Annotated in this window: 23 protein-coding genes; 11 read left to right on the top strand and 12 right to left on the bottom strand. The window is 43.8% G+C overall.

The window, feature by feature from the left end; all coding sequences use genetic code 11:
* Nucleotides 1-232: 232 nt before the first annotated feature.
* The 11 genes from FM038_RS21770 to FM038_RS21720 all read right to left on the bottom strand — a co-directional run bounded on the left by FM038_RS21770 (nucleotide 233) and on the right by FM038_RS21720 (nucleotide 8,447).
* Nucleotides 233-508 (bottom strand): HPr family phosphocarrier protein, encoded by a 276-nt coding sequence (locus FM038_RS21770; RefSeq protein WP_142873870.1) that lies wholly within the window; start codon nucleotides 506-508, stop codon nucleotides 233-235.
* Nucleotides 501-1,349 (bottom strand): RNase adapter RapZ, encoded by an 849-nt coding sequence (gene rapZ, locus FM038_RS21765; protein WP_142873871.1) that lies wholly within the window; start codon nucleotides 1,347-1,349, stop codon nucleotides 501-503. The genes FM038_RS21770 and rapZ overlap by 8 nt, the downstream gene beginning before the upstream one ends.
* Nucleotides 1,346-1,789 (bottom strand): PTS IIA-like nitrogen regulatory protein PtsN, encoded by a 444-nt coding sequence (gene ptsN / locus FM038_RS21760; protein ID WP_142873872.1) that lies wholly within the window; start codon nucleotides 1,787-1,789, stop codon nucleotides 1,346-1,348. Before ptsN ends, rapZ begins: the two co-directional genes overlap by 4 nt.
* Nucleotides 1,790-1,791: 2 nt before the next feature.
* The gene (hpf, locus tag FM038_RS21755) at nucleotides 1,792-2,079 is read right to left on the bottom strand and encodes a ribosome hibernation promoting factor (RefSeq protein ID WP_142873873.1); all 288 of its coding nucleotides are present in this window, start codon (nucleotides 2,077-2,079) and stop codon (nucleotides 1,792-1,794) included.
* A gap of 211 nt (nucleotides 2,080-2,290) precedes the next feature.
* The gene (locus FM038_RS21750) at nucleotides 2,291-3,769 is read right to left on the bottom strand and encodes an RNA polymerase factor sigma-54 (RefSeq protein ID WP_142873874.1); all 1,479 of its coding nucleotides are present in this window, start codon (nucleotides 3,767-3,769) and stop codon (nucleotides 2,291-2,293) included.
* A 153-nt stretch (nucleotides 3,770-3,922) separates the two neighbouring features.
* On the bottom strand, nucleotides 3,923-4,654 hold the full coding sequence (lptB, locus tag FM038_RS21745; RefSeq protein WP_142873875.1) for an LPS export ABC transporter ATP-binding protein: 732 nt from the start codon (nucleotides 4,652-4,654) through the stop codon (nucleotides 3,923-3,925).
* The gene (gene lptA / locus FM038_RS21740; protein ID WP_142873876.1) at nucleotides 4,651-5,229 is read right to left on the bottom strand and encodes a lipopolysaccharide transport periplasmic protein LptA; all 579 of its coding nucleotides are present in this window, start codon (nucleotides 5,227-5,229) and stop codon (nucleotides 4,651-4,653) included. The genes lptB and lptA overlap by 4 nt, the downstream gene beginning before the upstream one ends.
* A gap of 98 nt (nucleotides 5,230-5,327) precedes the next feature.
* Complete coding sequence (gene lptC, locus FM038_RS21735) at nucleotides 5,328-5,915, bottom strand: LPS export ABC transporter periplasmic protein LptC (RefSeq protein WP_142873877.1); 588 nt, start codon at nucleotides 5,913-5,915, stop codon at nucleotides 5,328-5,330.
* On the bottom strand, nucleotides 5,912-6,469 hold the full coding sequence (gene kdsC / locus FM038_RS21730; protein WP_142873878.1) for a 3-deoxy-manno-octulosonate-8-phosphatase KdsC: 558 nt from the start codon (nucleotides 6,467-6,469) through the stop codon (nucleotides 5,912-5,914). The genes lptC and kdsC overlap by 4 nt, the downstream gene beginning before the upstream one ends.
* Nucleotide 6,470: 1 nt before the next feature.
* Complete coding sequence (locus tag FM038_RS21725) at nucleotides 6,471-7,448, bottom strand: KpsF/GutQ family sugar-phosphate isomerase (RefSeq protein WP_142873879.1); 978 nt, start codon at nucleotides 7,446-7,448, stop codon at nucleotides 6,471-6,473.
* Nucleotides 7,449-7,487: 39 nt separating this feature from the next.
* On the bottom strand, nucleotides 7,488-8,447 hold the full coding sequence (locus tag FM038_RS21720; RefSeq protein ID WP_142873880.1) for a calcium/sodium antiporter: 960 nt from the start codon (nucleotides 8,445-8,447) through the stop codon (nucleotides 7,488-7,490).
* Between the two features lie 170 nt (nucleotides 8,448-8,617).
* On the opposite strand from FM038_RS21720, the gene FM038_RS21715 reads away from it, so the two are divergent.
* From FM038_RS21715 to FM038_RS21665, 11 genes are all read left to right on the top strand, one after another.
* On the top strand, nucleotides 8,618-9,436 hold the full coding sequence (locus FM038_RS21715; protein WP_142873881.1) for an ATP-binding cassette domain-containing protein: 819 nt from the start codon (nucleotides 8,618-8,620) through the stop codon (nucleotides 9,434-9,436).
* 61 nt (nucleotides 9,437-9,497) lie between these two features.
* On the top strand, nucleotides 9,498-10,280 hold the full coding sequence (mlaE, locus tag FM038_RS21710; protein ID WP_142873882.1) for a lipid asymmetry maintenance ABC transporter permease subunit MlaE: 783 nt from the start codon (nucleotides 9,498-9,500) through the stop codon (nucleotides 10,278-10,280).
* A gap of 54 nt (nucleotides 10,281-10,334) precedes the next feature.
* Entirely contained in the window at nucleotides 10,335-10,799 is a 465-nt protein-coding gene (mlaD, locus tag FM038_RS21705; protein WP_142873883.1) for an outer membrane lipid asymmetry maintenance protein MlaD, read from the top strand.
* A 71-nt stretch (nucleotides 10,800-10,870) separates the two neighbouring features.
* Nucleotides 10,871-11,533 carry an MlaC/ttg2D family ABC transporter substrate-binding protein gene (locus FM038_RS21700; protein WP_142873884.1) on the top strand — a complete coding sequence of 221 codons (663 nt, stop codon included), beginning with the start codon at nucleotides 10,871-10,873 and terminating at the stop codon, nucleotides 11,531-11,533.
* Nucleotides 11,534-11,836, top strand: a complete 303-nt coding sequence (locus FM038_RS21695) for an STAS domain-containing protein (RefSeq protein ID WP_142873885.1) — start codon at nucleotides 11,534-11,536, stop codon at nucleotides 11,834-11,836.
* 4 nt (nucleotides 11,837-11,840) lie between these two features.
* A complete protein-coding gene (locus tag FM038_RS21690) occupies nucleotides 11,841-12,131 on the top strand; it encodes a BolA family protein (protein ID WP_142873886.1) in 291 nt (96 codons plus the stop codon).
* A gap of 13 nt (nucleotides 12,132-12,144) precedes the next feature.
* The gene (gene murA / locus FM038_RS21685; protein ID WP_142873887.1) at nucleotides 12,145-13,404 is read left to right on the top strand and encodes a UDP-N-acetylglucosamine 1-carboxyvinyltransferase; all 1,260 of its coding nucleotides are present in this window, start codon (nucleotides 12,145-12,147) and stop codon (nucleotides 13,402-13,404) included.
* A 343-nt stretch (nucleotides 13,405-13,747) separates the two neighbouring features.
* On the top strand, nucleotides 13,748-14,623 hold the full coding sequence (locus FM038_RS21680) for a DMT family transporter (protein WP_185965831.1): 876 nt from the start codon (nucleotides 13,748-13,750) through the stop codon (nucleotides 14,621-14,623).
* A 568-nt stretch (nucleotides 14,624-15,191) separates the two neighbouring features.
* Nucleotides 15,192-16,595 carry a sensor histidine kinase gene (locus FM038_RS21675; protein WP_142873888.1) on the top strand — a complete coding sequence of 468 codons (1,404 nt, stop codon included), beginning with the start codon at nucleotides 15,192-15,194 and terminating at the stop codon, nucleotides 16,593-16,595.
* The gene (locus FM038_RS21670; RefSeq protein ID WP_142873889.1) at nucleotides 16,588-17,220 is read left to right on the top strand and encodes a response regulator; all 633 of its coding nucleotides are present in this window, start codon (nucleotides 16,588-16,590) and stop codon (nucleotides 17,218-17,220) included. The genes FM038_RS21675 and FM038_RS21670 overlap by 8 nt, the downstream gene beginning before the upstream one ends.
* 197 nt (nucleotides 17,221-17,417) lie before the next feature.
* A complete protein-coding gene (locus tag FM038_RS21665; RefSeq protein ID WP_142873890.1) occupies nucleotides 17,418-19,115 on the top strand; it encodes an Ig-like domain-containing protein in 1,698 nt (565 codons plus the stop codon).
* A 381-nt stretch (nucleotides 19,116-19,496) separates the two neighbouring features.
* Here the strand turns inward: FM038_RS21665 and degS are convergent, their stop codons facing one another.
* On the bottom strand, nucleotides 19,497-20,579 hold the full coding sequence (degS, locus tag FM038_RS21660; RefSeq protein WP_142873891.1) for an outer membrane-stress sensor serine endopeptidase DegS: 1,083 nt from the start codon (nucleotides 20,577-20,579) through the stop codon (nucleotides 19,497-19,499).
* Nucleotides 20,580-20,703 lie beyond the last annotated feature (124 nt).

The raw sequence follows: 20,703 nt of genomic DNA, 5'->3' as shown, positions 1-20,703 counted from the left end.
GTTGTTGGTCCTTTATGCAAGGTAGAGCTTGTGATGTGTAGTTACTCTACATAAACAAGCGATAACGCAGTAGAAATGGCCAACAAACGCTGCCCTACGGGCTCATCTCAATGGCCTTATTGCTGCGTTACGAGCTTTTCGCTTAACCCATTAGGCGTCATCGCTCGATGCTTTGCACTAAACCCATTGAGATTGAGCAAAATTCAAGCTCGAAAGATCAGCAGGCCCTAAGTTAACTTGCTTCATCAAATTTAGCATCGACGAGTGCGCAGATAGCATCGAGAGCTGCATCGGCGTCTTGGCCTTCACCGAGTAAGGTAATGGTTTTTCCCATGCCAGTTTCTAGCATCAAGAGACCAAGCACACTTGCCGCCGAAGCTCTTTTTTCGCCTTGAACTATGGTGACCTCAGCCTCAAATTCTGAGGCCAGTACGACGAGCTTGGTCGCCGCTCTTGCATGAAGTCCTAGCTTATTACAGATGGTCACCTGACGTTCAAGCTTAATCATTGCTGAGTTCACGATGCCTGGCTTTCACTGTATGTTTGCTGTTACTGAAGAGTTTAGCTAGCTGATCGGTGACATACACAGATCTGTGTTGCCCGCCTGTGCAGCCAATTGCTATTGTAAGGTAACTGCGGTTATTTCTTTCTAAATGGGGTAACCAAGTTTCGAGTAAGTTCTCAATCTGCCAGATAAATTTATTAACCGTTGGTTGCTGACTTAAGAATAGCTGAACAGGTTCATCAAGGCCTGTCATCGGTCTTAATTCGGGCTCCCAGTGTGGGTTCGGTAGAAAGCGTACGTCGAACATGAAGTCAGCCTCAGCAGGCATGCCATGCTTAAAGCCAAATGATTCAAAATTAATCACCAGCTCTTTATCAACACAGCCTAAAAGGATTTCACGTATCTGATTGCTCAGATCATAGATATTAAGCTCGGAGGTATCTATGTAATGATCGACCAATTTAGAAACGGGTTCGAGTAACTGGCGCTCATGCTCAATCGCTTCTTGTAGTGAACTCTTTGTGCGAGATAAAGGATGTAAGCGGCGGGTTTCACTATAACGCTTGAGCAGTACTTCATCTGTGGAGTTTAAGAAAAAACTGAGAAGCTCGGTGCCTTCAGCGAGGTTCGATAATTGCTTTTCGAGTTCTTTCTCCTGTTCTGGCATGTTTCTAACATCGACGCTAATCGCGACCAGATCATTACTGCCTTTAAGTTGCTCGAGTAAAGTATCGATTAAAGGAAGAGGAAGATTGTCGACACAATAATAGCCAAGATCTTCTAAGACCCTAAGTACGACAGATTTTCCTGAACCGGAGCGACCGGATACTATCACCAGCTTCATTGTGTTATTACCTGATAGAGTTCTGACTCATCTTGTGTTTTTCGTAACTGCTTTAAAATGAGCTTATTATTAAGTTTCTCTGCCATTGATGACAAGGTACTTAAGTGTTGTTCACATTGTTCAGCGGGTACTAAAAGTGCAAAAAGTATATCTACCGGTTGCTTATCGATTGAGTCAAAGGAGATCGGCTCCTCGCACTTAATCAGTACGGCAACGGGCTGATTGATATTGGCTAACCTTCCATGAGGTATCGCTATACCATTACCTATACCTGTGCTTCCCATTTTTTCTCTCGCCAAGAGGCTTTCAAATATCTCTTGTGAAGATAGGGTCGGATACTGGACAGCGGCAAGATCGCTGATGAGTTCCAGTACCTTTTTCTTACTGCCCGGAGTGGCGCAAGTAGTACACTCCGGCTGCAGGATGGTGCTTAATTCCATCGTTAATGTTTTGTCAGCTTCTCTTTGTGTTTAATAACCTGACGGTCTAGCTTATCTATCAGGGAGTCGATTGCGGCATACATGTCTGCGTTTTGAGACGCTGCAAAAACCTCTGCACCCGCTAGGTGAAGTTTGGCTTCTGCTTTTTGCTGCATTTTTTGAACATTTAAAATAACCTGCACATTATTGATCTGATCGAAATGTCGTTCAAGCTTAGTAAACTTTTCTTCAACATATTGTCTTAGTGATGTGGTGATTTCGATATGATGTCCAGTTAGGTTTATTTGCATAGAAATACTCCTCCAGTTTCCGATTATAGATAACTCTTTGGCTGATTTCGCTAAGTTATTTTGGCTTAACTCACAACACTGTTCCCTGTTATACCAGGAGGTTAGCCATATTTTCGACTGCAGGCTTCTTCTGGTCATCTGCTCTTTTTGAGTGCGGCTCAGACCTTAAGTGAAGAATAGATTATTTCGACTTAAGGTCTAAATTGATTGTTTATAAACTTTTACGTTGATTCGAAGGTGGAATCATCATAGCTTCACGATACTTGGCTATGGTTCGTCTGGCAACCTTGATGCCTTGCTCTGCCAATAACAATGCCATCTTACTATCACTCAGAGGTTTCTTCTGATTTTCTGCTGCTACTAACTTCTTAATAAAGGCACGAATAGCGGTTGATGAACACTCACCACCATCATCAGTTCCTACGTGGCTCGAGAAGAAGTACTTCAACTCGAATATGCCTCGCGGAGTATGCATATACTTTTGAGTAGTGACACGCGAAATGGTGGACTCGTGCATCTCAACGGCTTCTGCAATATCGTTAAGCACCATAGGTTTCATCGCTTCTTCACCAAATTCAAAGAAACCTTGCTGAAATTTTACAATGCAGTTGGCAACTTTTAGCAGGGTATCATTTCGGCTCTCTAAGCTTTTGATAAACCACTTAGCTTCCTGTAGATGTCCACGGATAAACTGGCCATCAGCTTGGTTTTTGGTGCTTTTTGCCATAGAAGCATAATGTTGATTTACATTGATTTTAGGCATGTAGTCTGGATTGAGCTCAACGACCCAGCGGCCTTTTTTCTTGGTGACAGTGACATCGGGGATCACGTATTCATCACGGCCAAGTGTAATGGCTAACCCTGGGCGAGGGTTAAGCGTTTGAATCAACTCAATAGCTTCTCTAAGATCATCTTCTTTGAGCTTAGTCTTACGCATCAATAAGCGGAAGTCTCGTCCTGCTATTAAATCAAGGTGATCTGCTATTAAAATACGCGCATTATCGATATGTGGTGTAGTGTCAGCATATTGTGCAAGTTGGATCATTAAGCATTCACTGATATCTCTCGCTGCAATTCCAATGGGATCGAAATGTTGTACACGTTTCAAAACGGCTTCAACTTCATCCTGCTCAATTTCTGGATCGCCCATCGCTTCAAGAATATCTTCGACGCTTTGGGTGAGATAGCCTCTCTCATCCACAGCATCTATGATAGCGGTTGCTATCGCGAGGTCATTATCGGAAAAAGGTGTAAGGTTCTTTTGCCATTCTAGGTGCTCGTATAAGCCTTCACTAGTTTCTCCTTGAAAAGGCATATCATCGTCGCGCATAGCGCCAGAGCTAGAGTTTGGCGTTGCGGTATACACCTCATCCCAAGTGGTGTCCGTAGGAAAGTCTTCAGGCATCGAGTCTTGAGTTAAGGCTTCAGAAGTATCTACTGCTGAGCTATCGAGAGGTGCATCATCCTCTGAGCCAGAACTGAATTCAGTTGAATCAATGGTTTTATCTTCACCATTGACCGGGAGATCAACTTGCTCCTCGTCTAATTCGAGAAGGGGGTTGGAGTCTAATGCTTGTTGGATTTCTTGTTGCAGTTCCAGCGACGATAGCTGCAAAAGGCGAATGGCCTGTTGCAGTTGCGGTGTCATGGTTAACTGCTGACCCATTTTAAGCTGGAGTGACGCTTTCATTTACCGCTATTCCCTTCATTGTAATTATAAAATGAGAAAGCCTGTTTAATTGAACTGGGGTTTCTCTGGCCCCTAAACTCACTGTAAGTAAGCTGAGCGTTGGTAAATTTTTTTTGCTCTTAATACGCGAGGAAGAAAGAGTTTATTGATTAACTATAGCTTGAATTGTTCACCTAAGTACACAGCTCTCACTTGCTGATTGTCCAAGATTTCAGCGGGTGTGCCTTCAGCGATCAAATTTCCGTGACTTACTATGTATGCTCGCTCACAAACATCCAATGTTTCTCTCACATTATGGTCTGTGATGAGCACACCAAGCCCTCGGCTTTTAAGTTGTTCGATGATTTTTTTGATGTCGATAACTGAAATAGGATCGACACCTGCGAAAGGTTCATCGAGAAGAATAAACTGCGGGTTTGCTGCGAGCGCTCTGGCAATTTCAACTCGGCGACGTTCTCCACCAGACAAAGCCATGCCCTGACTATCTCGAATATGAGTGATATGGAACTCTTCGAGTAAACTTTCGAGCTGTTCGTCACGGCCATTGCTATCGAGATCTGAGCGGGTTTGTAACACCGCCATGATGTTATCTCTTACTGATAGTTTTCGGAAAATACTCGCTTCTTGTGGAAGATAACCAATGCCTTTTCTTGCCCTAAGGTGCATTGGATCGAGTGTCAGATCATCATCATCGATTAAAATCCTGCCCTTATCACTTTGTACTAGGCCCACAACCATATAAAAGGTTGTTGTTTTTCCTGCACCATTGGGTCCCAGTAGGCCAACAATTTGGCCGGTTTTAACTGTGATACTGACATCTTGTACTACGGCTCGGTTTTTATAACTCTTAGCAAGGTTTACAGCCTTTAGTGTCTTCTGCTTCATTGCTTTTCCTGCTCAATCTCTGGTAACTGAGTTGGAATTGGGTCTGGTTTGGGCTCAGGGTCTTTTCTTTCTTCCTGACTGCTTTCTTGATAGTTTTCAGGTTGAATAATGGTAATAACCCTGTCATTGCCTTTACTCTCGGCAATAAGCCGTTGCTCAGCAATGTTATAACGGATCATGTTGCCTTTTACTTGGCTACCATCCTGTTCAAGCGTGGCATTGCCGATTAAGGTTAATGTTCGATTCGATAACTCATAACGAATCTCTTCAGCGCTTGCTGAAGCCGGACGGCCATCTTCCATTATTTGTGAATAGGTTGCAGGCTTACCAATGGCAACCAATATTCTTCCGCCACCATCTTCTTTAGAAGATGCTCTTAGTTCATCGGCTAAGATTCTAATCGATCCTTGCGTTACTTCGACTGGACCATTAAAGACCATTTGATTGTTTTTTATATCGGCTTCTTGACTTGCCGCAGAGATTTTAACCTCTTGTAAGAGATCATCTTGCTTTGCGACACCACTAAAACTTGTGATGCATAGCAAGGCTGCAATGATTAAGTTATGTTTGTTCATATCTTCCTTCAAATGGTGTAAGTCACTTTGCTCACAAGGTTAGCTAACCTTGGGAGCTTGAATTCATGTATTGGCCAAGGTTGATGCCTTAACTAATCTTACTTTAGCATGACATCACCTATGTGATCTCTGGGGGTCGCATAAGTGCCTTTAACTTTGCTCAAAAGCTGCACGTTTTGAGCATTGAGATCGCCGAATAGCCCCAAGCCTTCAATAATAAAATCATTACCTGTGATATAGATTTGGCGATCTGAGGTCATGACCATGGTATTAAGATCTAATTCAAGGTAACTGGTTTTTATCGTTTGAATAGGCTCTCTAGGACTAATTGCATCGATAATAACATTATTTTCAAGGACAACTTTTCCTGACTTTTTGTTGAGTGTGCCCGTGCTCGACTGTAGTCGCCATTGGGCTTGACCTTCATTGGGATACACAAGATATATAGGTTGAGTGAAGTAAGTCATATCAGCTTCCTCAAAGTGTTCCATATGAGTGGCAGTGACACGACTACTGACGATACCTAACTCATTATAATCTACACTACGAAGATTATCAGCAATGTAATCAGGGCTTAAACTTCTATCGATTGCCGCTCCTTCATCACTTTTTTTGGTTTGTACTTGCCAATACAAGATCAATGCAGTGCCAAAGAAAGCAATAATGGCAAGCGTCACTCTATTCATATACTCATTCCATGAGCTGAGTCGAATTTGTCTTGGCTGAGTAATAGCAAGTCGGTCAGTTCTCGCAGTGCACCATGACCGCCTTTGATCGAGGTAACAAAGTCAGAATGTTGTTTTACAAAGGGATGTCCATCGGCGACACAAACTGACAGACCAACTCGTTTCATCACAGGAAGATCAACCACATCATCCCCAATATAGGCGACTTGATCGGGTGTGACATTATACAATGAGAGTAGCTCTTCGTAAGGGACGATTTTATTATCAACACCTTGATAAATATGGGTGATCCCTAGCGCTGTCATTCTATCTTCGACAATTTGAGATTGACGACCCGTTATAATCGCAACGGGCAGACCGCTGGTGAGTAAGGAACGAACGCCGTAGCCATCTCGGGTGTGAAAAGTCTTAAGCTCCTCGCCACCGTTACTCATATAAACTAGACCATCTGAAAATACACCATCGACATCGCAAATGAGTAACTTGATCTGTTTAGCTTTTTGCCAAATATTGTCTTCAACTGGACCGTAAAAAGTTTGATGTGATTGACTCATATTAAATAACTCCTGCTTTGACCATGTCTAACATATTAAGCGCACCTATGGGCGTATTGTTTTCATCGACAACAATGAGGCCATTAATGTCTTTTTCATCCATCACTTTCAATGCTTCAGCGGCAAGAATACCGTCCGATACCGTGACACAATCTTTAGACATGACGTCGGCGATAGGGGTTGTTCTCAAGTTGACTTGAGCATCGATGACTCTGCGAAGATCGCCATCGGTAAAGATACCCACTAAGGTGTTGTTGTCATCTGTAATGGCGGTCATACCTAAGCCTTTCTTAGATATTTCATAAAGGACATCGGTAATGCAGATATTATGACTAACAAGAGGCAACTCTTTACCTTTGTGCATTACATCGCTGACTTTAAGCAATAACTTACGACCTAAAATACCACCAGGATGAGACAGGGCGAAGTCATCTTTAGTGAAGCCACGAGCTTGGAGCAGGGCAACGGCTAACGCATCGCCCATCACTAGAGTGGCGGTGGTGCTCGATGTCGGTGCGAGCCCTAATGGACAAGCCTCTTCAGGCACTTCGATGCATAAGTGAACAATGGCATGTTTTGCCATGGTTGATTCTGGTTTGCCTGTGACAGATATGATAGGCAGCCCCATACGCTTAATGACCGGCATTAAGGTTAAAATCTCGCTGGCCTCGCCAGAGTTAGAAATGGCTAAGATAATATCGTTTTCGCTCAACACACCAAGGTCACCATGGCTGGCTTCGCCTGGATGAACAAAAAAGGCCGGAGTACCTGTGCTGGCGAATGTTGCCGAAATCTTATTGCCTATATGGCCAGATTTTCCCATGCCCATCACGATAACTTTTCCGGTGCAGTCAAGGATCAGTTTACATGCTGCCGCAAACTCTACCGAGTCTACGTATTGGTATAAGTTATCGAGTGCGTTACGCTCTACATCGATAACGTTTTTGCCCCACTGGCGTAATTTGTTTACATCTACCATTTTGATCTCTCTGTATATTCAGGCCGATCTACGTCTTTTTTATGCAAGAAAAAGAAATAATTGGTACGCAATAAAAGTGAACAGTAACACGCCACCATGCCAAGGCTTTAATGCTCTAGCGCGGCCGCTTAATAAAATGAATACGGCAAGGGCGCTACTGGTAGCCATTACCATATAAAAATCACGGGTGCTGGCTGAGGCATCGACTTCACCGGGAGCAATCAACGCTGGAAGGGCGAGGACTGCAAGAATGTTGAATAAATTTGATCCGACGATATTGCCTATAGCTAAGTCATCTTCTTTCTTCAATACGCCAGCGACACAGGCTGCTAGCTCCGGCAAGCTAGTACCAATCGCTATAATCGTTAAGCCGATAACCAGATCTGATAGGTGGTACGCTTTCGCGATCCCTACGGCGCCCTGTACCATCCAATCTGCAGATAAAGGTAATAGCACAATACCCACTACTAACCAGAGTACTGCCTTGCGAGTCGGTACGCCAGTTGGGATCTCTTCATCAGCTTCATCAGCCAAAGGGTCAGGATTCTTATTTGTCAGACCGTGCCAGATTAAGTAGCCCATGAGAATGAAGAACAGTCCCATCAGCATGACGCCTTCCATGCGGGTTAGAAATCCATCGTGAAGAAAATATCCTGCTATAGCCGTAGCGGCAAGCATCATAGGTATTTCACGTAATAGAGTTTGAGAGCGGACAGCTATGGCCCCCATTAAGGCCGTGATACCTAGAATAAGAGTAATGTTGGCGACGTTAGAACCTAATACATTGCCTATTGCTGTATCTGTCATGCCGTCCATTGAGGCTGTTGCGGCGACAAACATTTCTGGTGCAGAACTTCCCATAGCGACGATAGTTAGTCCAATCAGCATAGGTGGGAGTCCTAAGTTACGAGCAAATGCAGCAGCGCCGTAAACAAACTTGTCGGCGCTCCATACTAAAGCCCCTAATCCCGCAATAAGTAAAAATATATTAAATAACATCAAATTCAATTCTAAAGTAAGTCTGCCGCGCATTTTCGCTGGATTTGAGAGAAAATGAAAGTATTGCGTCAAGATTGTGCCGATTCAGTTGTGCCTGATAGCCCAATTTCGTACAATTTGCCTTTTTCTCGCAAGGTCTATCAGCCTTTCCCGTTGCGTATGGATGCGATATGAATCATAAAAAATCACCAACTTCAGCATCATTGGTTGAGATCAGCCATTTAGGTTTTAGTCGTGGTCAACATCAGATTTTTGATGATATCAGTTTATCTATCCCGAAAGGGAAAGTGACTGCCATCATGGGGCCCAGTGGAATAGGTAAAACGACTTTACTTAAGTTGATCGGAGGTCAACTGACTCCTGATACTGGGACGATATTGTTTGATGGCCATGATGTCCATAAATGTAGCCGAGATCAGTTATTTAATTTGCGTAAGCGCATGAGCATGCTATTTCAAAGTGGTGCGCTTTTTACTGACATGAATGTGTTCGATAATGTGGCTTTTGCTCTTAGAGAGCATTCGGGGCTTGCAGAAGATATTATCGCCCGAATCGTGCTGATGAAGCTAGAAGCGGTTGGCTTGCGCGGTACGGCCAAGATGATGCCAACAGAATTGTCTGGCGGAATGCAGCGAAGAGTCGCTTTGGCCCGAGCGATAGCACTCGAGCCTGATATGGTGATGTATGATGAACCATTTGCAGGACAAGACCCTGTATCTATGGGAGTGCTGGTTAAGCTAATTAGAGAGCTTTCTGATGCATTACAGTTGACTTCTGTGGTGATCTCTCATGATGTACAAGAAGTGTTAGGTATCGCCGATTATGTTTATGTCATGGCAGATAGACATGTGATTGCCCAAGGAACGCCAGCAGAATTAAAATATGCCGATAATGCTCAATTAAAACAATTTATCGACGGTGCACCTGATGGTCCGGTACCTTTTCATTTTCCTGCAGTTAATTATGTTGAGGAGCTCGTCGGTCAGTGACAGAAAAGTTAATGATTAAACAATACTCTGGTTTTCCTTATACCTGTATGAGGAAAGTCGTATGATTATAACTGAAAGCTTGGCAACAATGGGTCGAGCAGCCATTGGTTTTGTAACAGGACTTGGTCGAGCCGGTCTTATGTTATGGGGCGCTATTGCACGCAAACCGCGCTTAAAGGGATGGCCTTTATTTGTTAAGCAACTTTATGTTGTTGGTGTGCAATCTATGCTGCTGATATTAGTATCAGGTCTGTTTATTGGCATGGTGTTATCACTGCAGGGATATCATATTCTTGTTGGTTTCGGCACAGAAGAAAGCTTAGGCCCTATGGTTGCACTGAGTTTGCTGCGCGAGTTAGGCCCTGTGGTGACGGCACTTTTGTTTGCCGGACGTGCAGGCTCTGCTTTAACGGCTGAAATTGGCTTGATGAAGAGCACTGAGCAGCTTTCAAGTTTAGAGATGATGGCTATCGATCCGCTTAGGCAGATCATCGCACCACGCTTTTGGGCCGGAGTGGTGAGTTTACCCCTGCTAACCTTGATGTTTACTGCCATAGGTATTTACGGTGGACATCTGGTCGGTGTTGAGTGGAAAGGTATCGATAGCGGTAGCTTTTGGTCTATTTTACAAGCCTCTGTTGAGTGGCGGCAAGATATCGTCAATTGCATCATTAAGAGCTTAGTGTTTGCTGTCGTTGTGACTTGGATTGCCCTATACCGGGGATATCAAGTGACCCCTAATCCGGAAGGGATTAGTAAAGCAACAACACAGACTGTGGTGCAATCTAGCCTGGCAGTTTTGGCTTTGGATTTTTTACTTACGGCGATAATGTTTGGTCGTTAATGGATATGATTGAGCAGGCAGAGCCTGCTTAAGAAGTAGAGTGGTGAGCTGAGTATGTTAACTCGAAAAATTGAAGTATTAGTGGGGCTGTTTATTTTATCTGGTCTGGCTGCCTTTCTAGTCTTAGTGTTTAACGTTGCCAATGTCGACGTTAGGTCCAGTGCCAATAATTACACTCTCTATGCTAAATTTAGCAATATTGGTGGTCTGAAGCCGCGTTCTCCAGTTAAGGTGGGTGGTGTTGTGGTAGGCAGAGTGAGTGCAATTACCCTTGATCCAGAAGAATTGGTTCCTGTGGTAGAGCTGTCGATGGAGAAAGAGTTTAATCAATTTCCTGAGACCAGTAGCTTATCGATTTTAACGTCAGGTTTGTTGGGTGAGCAGTTTTTGGGATTAACACCGGGCTTTGTTGATGATGACATTGCCATGCTCGTCGACGGTGACCGAGTGGAAGATACGCACTCAGCATTGGTGCTCGAGGAGCTGATTGGCCAGTTTCTCTATAGCGTCAAAGATTAACCTTTGTGATCGCTATTTTAGAAATTATTGCTCACTAGTGTCATATTGTTTGATAGCCTCAAGGATTAACAATGAGTTTATTTAATCGCATTTTCAAGAATACTGTTCTACTTACTTTGGTGGCTTTTAGTTGGTTCGCTCACGGCGAAGAGTCCGAGGTTAACACCATGGATCCCTATGATATGGTTGAAGCGGTTGCTAACAATACTTTTGCCAGATTTCATCAGGATGTTGACATAATTAAGGCTAATCCTGACCACCTTAAGGTGATAGTCTCGGATGAGTTGATGCCCTATATTGATTATAAGTACGCCTCATACAAGGTGATGGGCACGCATCTTAAAGCGACAACCAAAGAACAAAGGCAGCGTTTTGTAAAAGCGTTCCAAGGTTATTTAGTTTCTACCTATGCTCAGGCATTTACTGAGTACACAGATCAACAAGTTAAATTTTCTCCGGCTAAAGATTTTTCTCAGGAGAAAATGGTCAATGTGAACATCGAAATTTTTGAGGCGGGGCGTCCGCCGATTAAGCTGGCTTTTAAGGTTCGTCGTCTTAAAGATAATAGCTGGAAGGCATTTGACCTTGTGGCCGAAGGCGTGAGTTTATTAGCGTCAAAAAGTTCAGAAATTTCAAATCTTATTCGCCAAAAAGGCATAGACTCGGTAATTTTAGAGTTGGAGCAGCGAACGAAAGGGCACATCAGTTCGAAGGCTCAAGGGACAAAGGTTTAAGTGGCCGACTTTCTCTGTGACGGAGCAATATGCCGTATTACTGGCAGCCTTTCTCAACAAGAGGTTGTTAAGCTGTGGGATGAAAGAAAGCGGCTTGTAGATAAAGGCGCTAAGGTGCTAGACCTATCCGGGCTCACTTACAGCGATAGTGCTGGGATTGCGTTTTTATTAGAACTGATTTCTCTAGCGAAAAAACAGGGGAGAGTGTTGACACTTTCCTCGGCATCGATTCAATTATCGAAATTAATAGCATTATATGACTTAGAACTCTTCTTCATTGAAGAAGCAAAACAAGGTAAATAGATCCATGGACAACAATGAAACAGAACAAGCGAATAATGAAGCTGAGAAGCTAAAAGAGATAGAGCAGCTACTTTTACAAGCCCTCTCGTTAGAAGAAGTGCATGTTACCCAAGCTGGTACACATTATAAGATTGTTGCTATCGGTGAATGTTTCGAAGGTATGGGGCGCGTAAAGCAGCAGCAAACTATTTATGGTCCGCTGATGGATCGCATCACCAGTGGTGAACTTCACGCCCTAACTATCAATGCTTTTACGCCGACTCAATGGAAGCGTGAAAAAGTTTTCAACATGTAAGCTGAGATCTAAATTGGATAAATTAAAAATTCAGGCTAGTGAAGCACTAGCTGGTGAAGTGGTGATCTCAGGTGCTAAAAATGCAGCCCTGCCAATTTTAATGGCGGGTGTATTGGCTGAGACTGACTTTGTTGTCAGTAATGTGCCTAACCTAAGAGATGTAAATACAAGCTGTGAGTTACTGCGTTGTCTTGGTGCAGAAGTCACTCGTAATGATAATAGTGAAGTTCGTATTTCAACTACATCTTTGGACCATTTTTGTGCTCCTTATGATCTAGTTAAAACCATGCGCGCATCAATCCTTATACTTGGTCCGTTACTCGCTCGTTTTGGTACGGCGGATGTGTCATTACCTGGCGGCTGTGCAATCGGCGCGCGTCCGGTAAATCTACATCTTCATGGCTTAGAGCAGATGGGCGCTAAGATTGAGGTTGAAGAGGGCTACATTAAGGCTCGTGTTGATGGTCGTTTAAAAGGCGCTCATATCTTTATGGATATGATCAGTGTTGGCGCGACTGAAAACTTGTTGATGGCTGCATCACTTGCAGATGGCGAGACCATCATAGAGAATGCGGCACGTGAGCCAGAAGTGATTGATTTAGCAAACTGCCTGATTGCCATGGGAGCTAAAATTGAAGGTGCTGGCACCGACTCAATTCGCATTCAAGGTGTCGAATCTCTGCAGGGATGTCACTACCGTGTGATGCCAGACAGAATCGAAACCGGCAGTTTCTTAGTTGCAGCAGCTGTGACTCGTGGCAAGATCCGTTGTGTCAATGCTGAGCCATCAACGCTTGAGGCTGTGCTTGCTAAACTTGAGGATGCTGGAGCTAACATCACTACAGGTGATGATTGGGTTGAGCTAGATATGCAAGGCAAGCGGCCTAAAGCTGTCAATATCAAAACGGTTCCCTACCCAGGTTTCCCTACTGATATGCAGGCGCAGTTTTGTTTGCTGAATGTGTTAGCCGAAGGCACTTCAACGATCACTGAAACCATCTTTGAGAATCGTTTCATGCACGTTCCAGAGCTTATTCGTATGGGGGCTAACATGGAACTTGAAGGTAATACCTGTATCATTCAAGGGATTGAGCGACTCAAAGGTGCTCAAGTGATGGCAACGGATCTTAGAGCCTCAGCCAGTTTGGTTATTGCAGGTTTAGTGGCAGATGGTACAACCATTGTCGATCGCATCTACCATCTAGATCGTGGTTATGAGCATATAGAAGAGAAGTTCAAGGGCCTTGGCGGACAAGTTGTTCGTGTAAGCTAAATTAGCCAACTTCAACAGTAGCTTTACCACTGTTATTGAAAACCACTTCTGAAGAACTCAGAGGTGGTTTTTTTGTTTGGGCTTAAATCAGTGCAGTTACTTCTTGAGTTCGATTGTTAACTGTCTTATACCATTCCATATAAGTATCTGGTCAGTGCAGAGTGGAACCCTGCGATCCACCTCGGCCGTAAGGCCGCAAAAAAATTAAAACAGCGACCACAGCTTCAAGTGTGAAATAGAAATTCACGACACCACCGACTGCTTGGTCAAACAGTAACGTGACTAGGTGTTAGCGTGTCTCTTAGGTTATTATCGCCCTCATTTTCCTCACCAAGTAGTCTTAATGAACGCAGCTATCCTTTCTCAAATCCCTTTGAGTGTCCGCTTTATGTTGCTGTCGGCACTCGCTTTCTCTTTAATGTCGGCTTGCGTCAAGCTCGTCAGCGCTCATGGTATTCCAGTATTAGAGATTATTGCTGCTAGGGCGTTGGTCTCATTGGGGCTTAGCTATATTGATGTTAAGCGCAAAGGGATCTCAATGTGGGGTCATAATAGGAAGCTACTTTTAGCTCGAGGAACTGTAGGGACTCTAGCACTATTTTGTGTCTACTATTCAGTGATCACTCTCCCTTTAGCTGAGGCTACTTTACTTCAGTATCTACACCCAATGTTTACTGCGCTACTGGCTTTTATCTTTCTGGGAGAGCGAGTACTGCACTCAACTAAAGTCTGTATCATGCTCAGTATTTTAGGGCTTTTAGTGATGGTGCTGCCGGGGTTAGGCGTCGATCAGCAAGCTGCACTTCCTTGGGCGAGTATCGGCATCGCTTTACTAGGGGCACTGGGTAGCTCTATCGCCTATGTCATTGTACGTAGGCTGAGCAACGTAGAAGATACCTCGGTTATTATTCTCTATTTTCCACTCATAGCCTTACCCTTGTCAGTCTTTCTATTAGGCAGTGATTTTGTTATGCCAAATTTTGAAGGCTTATTATTACTGCTCTTTGTGGGGGTGTTTACCCAAGCCGGTCAGATAGGGCTCACCAAGGCGATGCAGTCAGAGTCTGCAGGAAAAGCTGCTGGATATGCCTATGTTCAGGTGATTTTTGCTATGTTGTTTGGCTGGATAATCTTTAGCGAACTCCCCTCTATTTGGAGTTGGGTGGGTGGTAGCATCATCATGCTCGGAGCACTAGTGAATGTATTGTGGAAACGCTAGTTAGCCTTTAGTTAATGTATACGAAGCGAATTAAGCTGACCTATTCCTAATGTTGATAACGCTGCAACTCGCCTTCTTGTTGTTAGCTGGGTGGGTGATAGCATTATTATGATCGGGGCTCTAGTGAATGTATTGTGGAAGTGGTAGCTAACTTTAATCAATGTTACAGCAAGTGAATTAAGCTGACCTATTCCTGATGTAGATAACGCTGCAACTCGCCTTCTTTCTGTTAGTTGGGTGGGCGGTAGCATTATTATGATCGGGGCTCTAGTGAATGTATTGTGGAAGCGGTAGCTAACTTTAATCAATGTTACAGCAAGTGAATTAAGCTGTCCTATTCCTGATGTAGATAACGCTGCAACTCGCCTTCTTGTTGTAAGTTGGGTGGGTGGTAGCATTATTATGATCGGGGCTCTAGTGAATGTATTGTGGAAGCGCTAGCTCCCCCAGCATCGTGCGGACCATGAGTGAGTGATTATTTTGATATCTGTGACATGCACAGAGACTCAGTGGTCCATTTGTTGCCTAGATCAACAAGCTATCTAGCCAAAAGTGGTAGTTTCCGCTCATGCCGACATTCATCACATTTAACATTTATCTATTTTATGGCCTGGTATTTTTCTCTATAGGCTGTGTTGTCGTGTTTCGAAATTTTAAATATAGCCAGTTGTCTATATCTCCGATTCTATGGGCGCTAGCACTGTTTAGTTTCTCCCATGCCTTCCATGAGTGGTCAGAGCTTTATGTCATCTTGTTTAGCGATGAGATCTATCCAGATTATGAGACTCTTATACAGTGGTTAAGGTTGATAAAACTCTCACTTTCCTATGCAGGTTTAATGATTTTTGCATGGTTGCTGTTTGGTATTAGCGATAGGCTTGGTGCCAAGCTCGGTCAGTTGGTAATTGCTGTGATAGTGATTATCTATACCTTAGGGATGTTTTTCTTCTCCAGTGGATATTATCTATCTGCCGATACCTTTAGTGAAGCCGCCCTGTATACCCGTTGGTTGCTGGGCTTTGGTAGTGCTTCATTGGCGGCTATCGGTATCTCTCTTTATGGATATCAGCTGCAACAGGCTGATCATGAATATGGCCATTACTTTGTTGCAACAGGCGTAGGCCTATTGGTTTATGGGATCTTGTCGGGGCTAGTACCTACCGATTTTCACCATAGTGTGCCCGTTCTGCGGACTTTGGCAGCAGGTTTAATTTTATTTACCATACATAGGGCACTGAAAGTTTTTGATCTTGAGAAGGAGTTGGCTACAGAGGCAAAGCTGAAGCGAGCCATTGAAGCTGATAAGTATAAAGCCATTGGCCACCTAGCCATGGGTGTAGCCCATGAGATCAACAATCCACTCGCCTCTTCTAATCTTGCCTTAGATCTGCTTGAACGTAAGCTGCCTGCGGAAAATCTGGCATTAGTTGAGTACCTAGATAGAGCCCGCCTTGGAATTGACCGTGCCTCTGAGATCAGTAAGGAGTTACTGACGTATGCCAGACCTAATGAAGGTAAGGCTGAGGTTGTGTCGGTTCAACAAGTTATCGATGGCGCAATTCAGTTACTTGCACATAAAGCGAAAGCTTACCATTTAAGTATTAACTGTGGGTCTGAGTTAATCCTGTATGGCCATAAGGTTAAGCTCGAAGAGTTGATGATAAACCTGATCAATAATGCAATGGATGCGACAGAATCTGGCGGAAATATTGAAATTACTGCCCATGGTGGGGCTGACAATCTCTACCTCTCAATCAGAGATTGGGGTGAAGGAATGGACAATAAAGCCTTAGAGCGAGCGACTGAGCTATTTTATTCGACCAAGTCAATCGGGCAAGGGACGGGGCTTGGCTTAGCAATTTGTGAGCAAATTTTGAGCGCTCATCAGGGCAAGATGAATATTGAAAGTACATTAGGTGAGGGTACTAAGGTATCTATGACATTTTATAACAGAGGTTTGCTCCATGACTAAGGTCTTAATTGCAGAGGATGATAAAGATCTTCGGATGAATATGGTCGATATTCTCGAGCTTGAAGGTTTCGATGTGATTGCGGTACCCTGTGCAGAGGAAGCCATTGCAGTCTGCAAAAAACACTCTTTCGATATCGCTTTAATGGATCTAGTCATGTCCGGAATGACAGGTGTCGAGGCCATTTCTAACCTAAGGCAAGAAAATCCCTTTATGGCTGTGGTGATTGTCACTGCCTATGCCACCGTAGACACCGCGGTTGATGCGATGAAGAAAGGGGCTGACAGTGTGCTGACTAAGCCGTTTAAGAGCGTCGATCTTGTGATGACCATACGGCGTAGTATCGCTGAAAAGCAATTACTGAAATCGAGCTCTGATATTGACTCTGATAGCGTCTATGCCGCGTTAGCTAATCCGCTACGACGTGAAACATTGAAATCGCTGGGTTGCCATAAAGAGTTGAAATTTATGGACCTGTGCCGTTTGGTTGGAGTAGAAGATCATACTAAGTTTAATTTTCATCTGCGCCAGCTTAAAAAAGCGGGTCTGGTTATGCAAAATGAGAGAAAGATCTACATTTTGACAAATACAGGCCAATTTGTTTTACAACATCACAACTTGTCGTAGACTTTATTTATTCTTAATAAACAGTCTGATAGATAGTTTCTGATAACTATTGTTCACAACTTCAATCAGGTTGTGAACTCCGCTTATCTATTCCTTTAGGGGTAACTCCTCAATACTGGCTACATGTCCAAAGAGACATATTAATCGCCCTCCCTGCAATGTTGGCGATATCAAAAAAGCCAAGTGAGGATGAACCTATGAACGTACAAATTCCCTATAAAAAGCTAGTGCTTGCCAGCATGATCACCATGTTGGTAGCCTGTGGTAGTGATAATGATGACACCACTCCAACACCTGAACCCCCAGTAAATAATGCCCCAGTTGTTGTTGCTGACTCCGCTACAGTAACAGTATCAGAAGTTGTGACCATAGATGTATTAGCCAATGATACCGATGCAGATGGTGATGCCCTAACCATTGTATCTGTTGACTCAGATAGCGCCGTTATTAACGCTGGAAAAATTGACTTCACAGCTGGTGCAACTGCTGGTGAAGTGAAGTTTAATTATACCATCACCGATGGCACGGATGAGGCAACGGGTGAAGTCACTGTGATGGTTGAAGCCGCTGTTATTCCCGAGCCTGAAGTACTCGCATATGTCGGCTCGGCGGCTTGTGCAACGTGCCATAGTGGTAAGCATGAAACATTTGCTAAAACGGGTCACAATTTCAAAATTATGAAAAACCCGGGAAATGAGCAGCCTGCATTCCCATACACTCCTGAAGCCACTATTACAGGTGCTATCGATCTATTAGTCGATGCAGAAGCGAACAATACTTTAGGTGTACCAACCAGTTATGACGAAGTTACATACACTGTCGGTGGTTACCATTGGAAGATGCGCTGGTTAGATGCTGATGGTTACATAGTTACTGGTAAAAATGTTCAATATAATATCCGTAATGCGGAAGGTGAGCTCAATATTCCTGATAATCACCCAGCTGATGCCGATGTGATGGGTGATTACAAGGCAACTGAGTTCGATTACAAATATAGTTGTGGTAACTGTCATACAACGGGTTGGAAGCGCACTACTGATGTCGCCGGTGGCGATACCCGTAACCCAGATCGCCAAGATGACCTTCCAGGCATGAATGGTACCTTTGCAGAGCAAGGTGTTCAGTGTGAATCTTGTCATGGTGCGGGTAGCTTCCATGTTAAGTCTCCTTCTAAAGACAACATAGTTAAAATTGCTACAGCGCGTACAACGGAAGATTTCTTAGCTGAAGATATGGCTTATGGTAAGGCTGTTACTTGTGCCGAATGTCACACTCGTGATGGTGAGAAAGATTACCCATTATTTGTTAGCCATTATAACGAAGCATTCCCTAACGGCAGTAAAGTTGGCGGCCGTATCATCTCTAGCAGCAGGTTATCAAAGCACCACCAAACTGGCGATGAGATGTTAGGAGTTGTTCCTGAAGATCATGGTACTTATAAAGCGGGTGACGAAATAGGTCCTAAGAGTGGCATGACGTGTACCTCTTGTCATGATTCACACAAGTCTACAGTGAATCAAGATAGTGCCGATGGTCTACATACTGGAGCAGTAAAAGCATGTACTGACTGTCACAATGCCAGTGGTCTTGGTGAGAAAGAGTTTGCTCAGAATACTCATGCAGCAGCTCCACATGCCGCAGCAGTATGTACCGACTGTCATATGCCTAAATTGGCTAAGAGTGCCGTTAAGACTGCGCCAAGACAAGGTGGAGCTGATGTGGTATTTGGTGATGTGAAGTCTCACTTGTTCACTATCGACCTAGACCCTGCAGCGAAGCAGTTCACTGAAGACGGTAAGTTCCAAATGCCTTGGGCAACTGCAGAGTTCACTTGTGGTAACTGTCATGCAGACTTTACTGACAGAGCCGCAGCACTACCTAAGATACATAATTAAGCTCATTATAATTACGACTATAACTATAATTAGTCTGTTAATTTAGCTCCATACCCCCTCAAGCCACTCCAATTTATTATCGGGGTGGCTTTTTTTATAGTTAAGTCATAAGTCAGTAAGTCAGTAAGTCAGTAAGTTTATAGAGTGATAGATATGGAGATGAAGGGGGAACTTAAAAGGCTAGGGTTAATGCTTCTTTTTATAATGATACCAATCGCTTGTTGCATCTGGGCTAGCTGTTTTTATTGGGCTTGGTATGGTGCTGGAGTTGGGCTTCTGGATTGGACTTTATGATTATATGGGTAAGTCAGACAAGGGAAGAGCTGAGTAGATAAAGAGTTAACAAAAAAGCCAGCGAATGCTGGCTTTTCTTATTATGCTTTACTCGACATTATTACTATTTTCACCAATAGTGACAGGAACATCATATGGATTACCTTTGCGAATAATCCTCATCGTTATCTGCTTTCCTGGCGGTGTTTCGGCTATTCTATCCATCAGCATTTCCACACCAGGTACGACTTCATCTTCATACTTGGTGATAACGTCTCTTGGTTGCAGTTGAGCTTGTGCTGCCGGGCCGTTAGGGTCTATATCAGTGATCACAACACCAGTGAGATCTGGAAGGTTTAAGATCTGCGCCATCACAGGGCTAATAGGCTCACCACTGATCCCTAGAGCACCACGGATAACTCGGCCATCTTTAATCAACTTACCCATGATGCTGTGAGCGAGTTTGATGGGAATCGCGAAATTAATACCGTGTCCACCACCTTCACCACCGACTTGGAATGCCGCGGTATTTATGCCGATAAGCTGACCACTGGTATCGATCAGTGCGCCACCAGAATTACCCGCATTAATCGCAGCATCCGTTTGCAGAAAATCTAAATAGCCTGAACTCAAGCCATTACGTCCCGTGGCACTGATGATGCCTTGAGTAATCGTTTGGCCTAGGTTATAGGGATTACCAATGGCTAAAACAACATCACCCACTTGAGCTGGTACTGCAAGGTTGATTGGGACTATCGGTAAGCTATCACCTTCGATCTTTAATACGGCGAGATCGGTAACCGGGTCTGTACCGACAACTTCAGAGGTAAACTTTCGACCGTCTTGCAGTGCGACAACAATTTCGTCAGCCCTTTTAACGACGTGATAGTTCGTCAATATATAGCCTTGACCGCTCATAATAACACCAGAACCAAGGCCTTGTAGTGAACCTGAGTTGAGCGGCTGATTACGATTTATGCTCAAACTGTAAATATTGACTACTGCGGGAGCCGCGCGTCTAACTGCTTTAGAAAAGGACAATTCTAAGCCACTATCACCGCGCTTTTGAAAAAATAGATTATTCTGACCATTACCTGAAATCATTGGAGTCACTATCAGAAAGACTGCGGCCATTACTAAACCGAAAGTGACGGCTTTACCGAGATATAAAAGAGTGTCTTTGAGGGTCATGTCAGAGAGTGTTAATAAAAAAGTGATGCTAGATTAACATGTTTGCAGTTAATAAGCTTGAAGCTAATCGAAAGCAAGGAATATCAATAAAAATCACGTTTTATTGATCTGCTCCTCACTCGAT

The organism is Shewanella eurypsychrophilus (assembly GCF_007004545.3).
GTDB lineage: Bacteria > Pseudomonadota > Gammaproteobacteria > Enterobacterales > Shewanellaceae > Shewanella > Shewanella eurypsychrophilus.
Note: the sequence above shows the minus strand (reverse complement) of the source record. Positions and strands in the feature narration are given on the sequence as shown.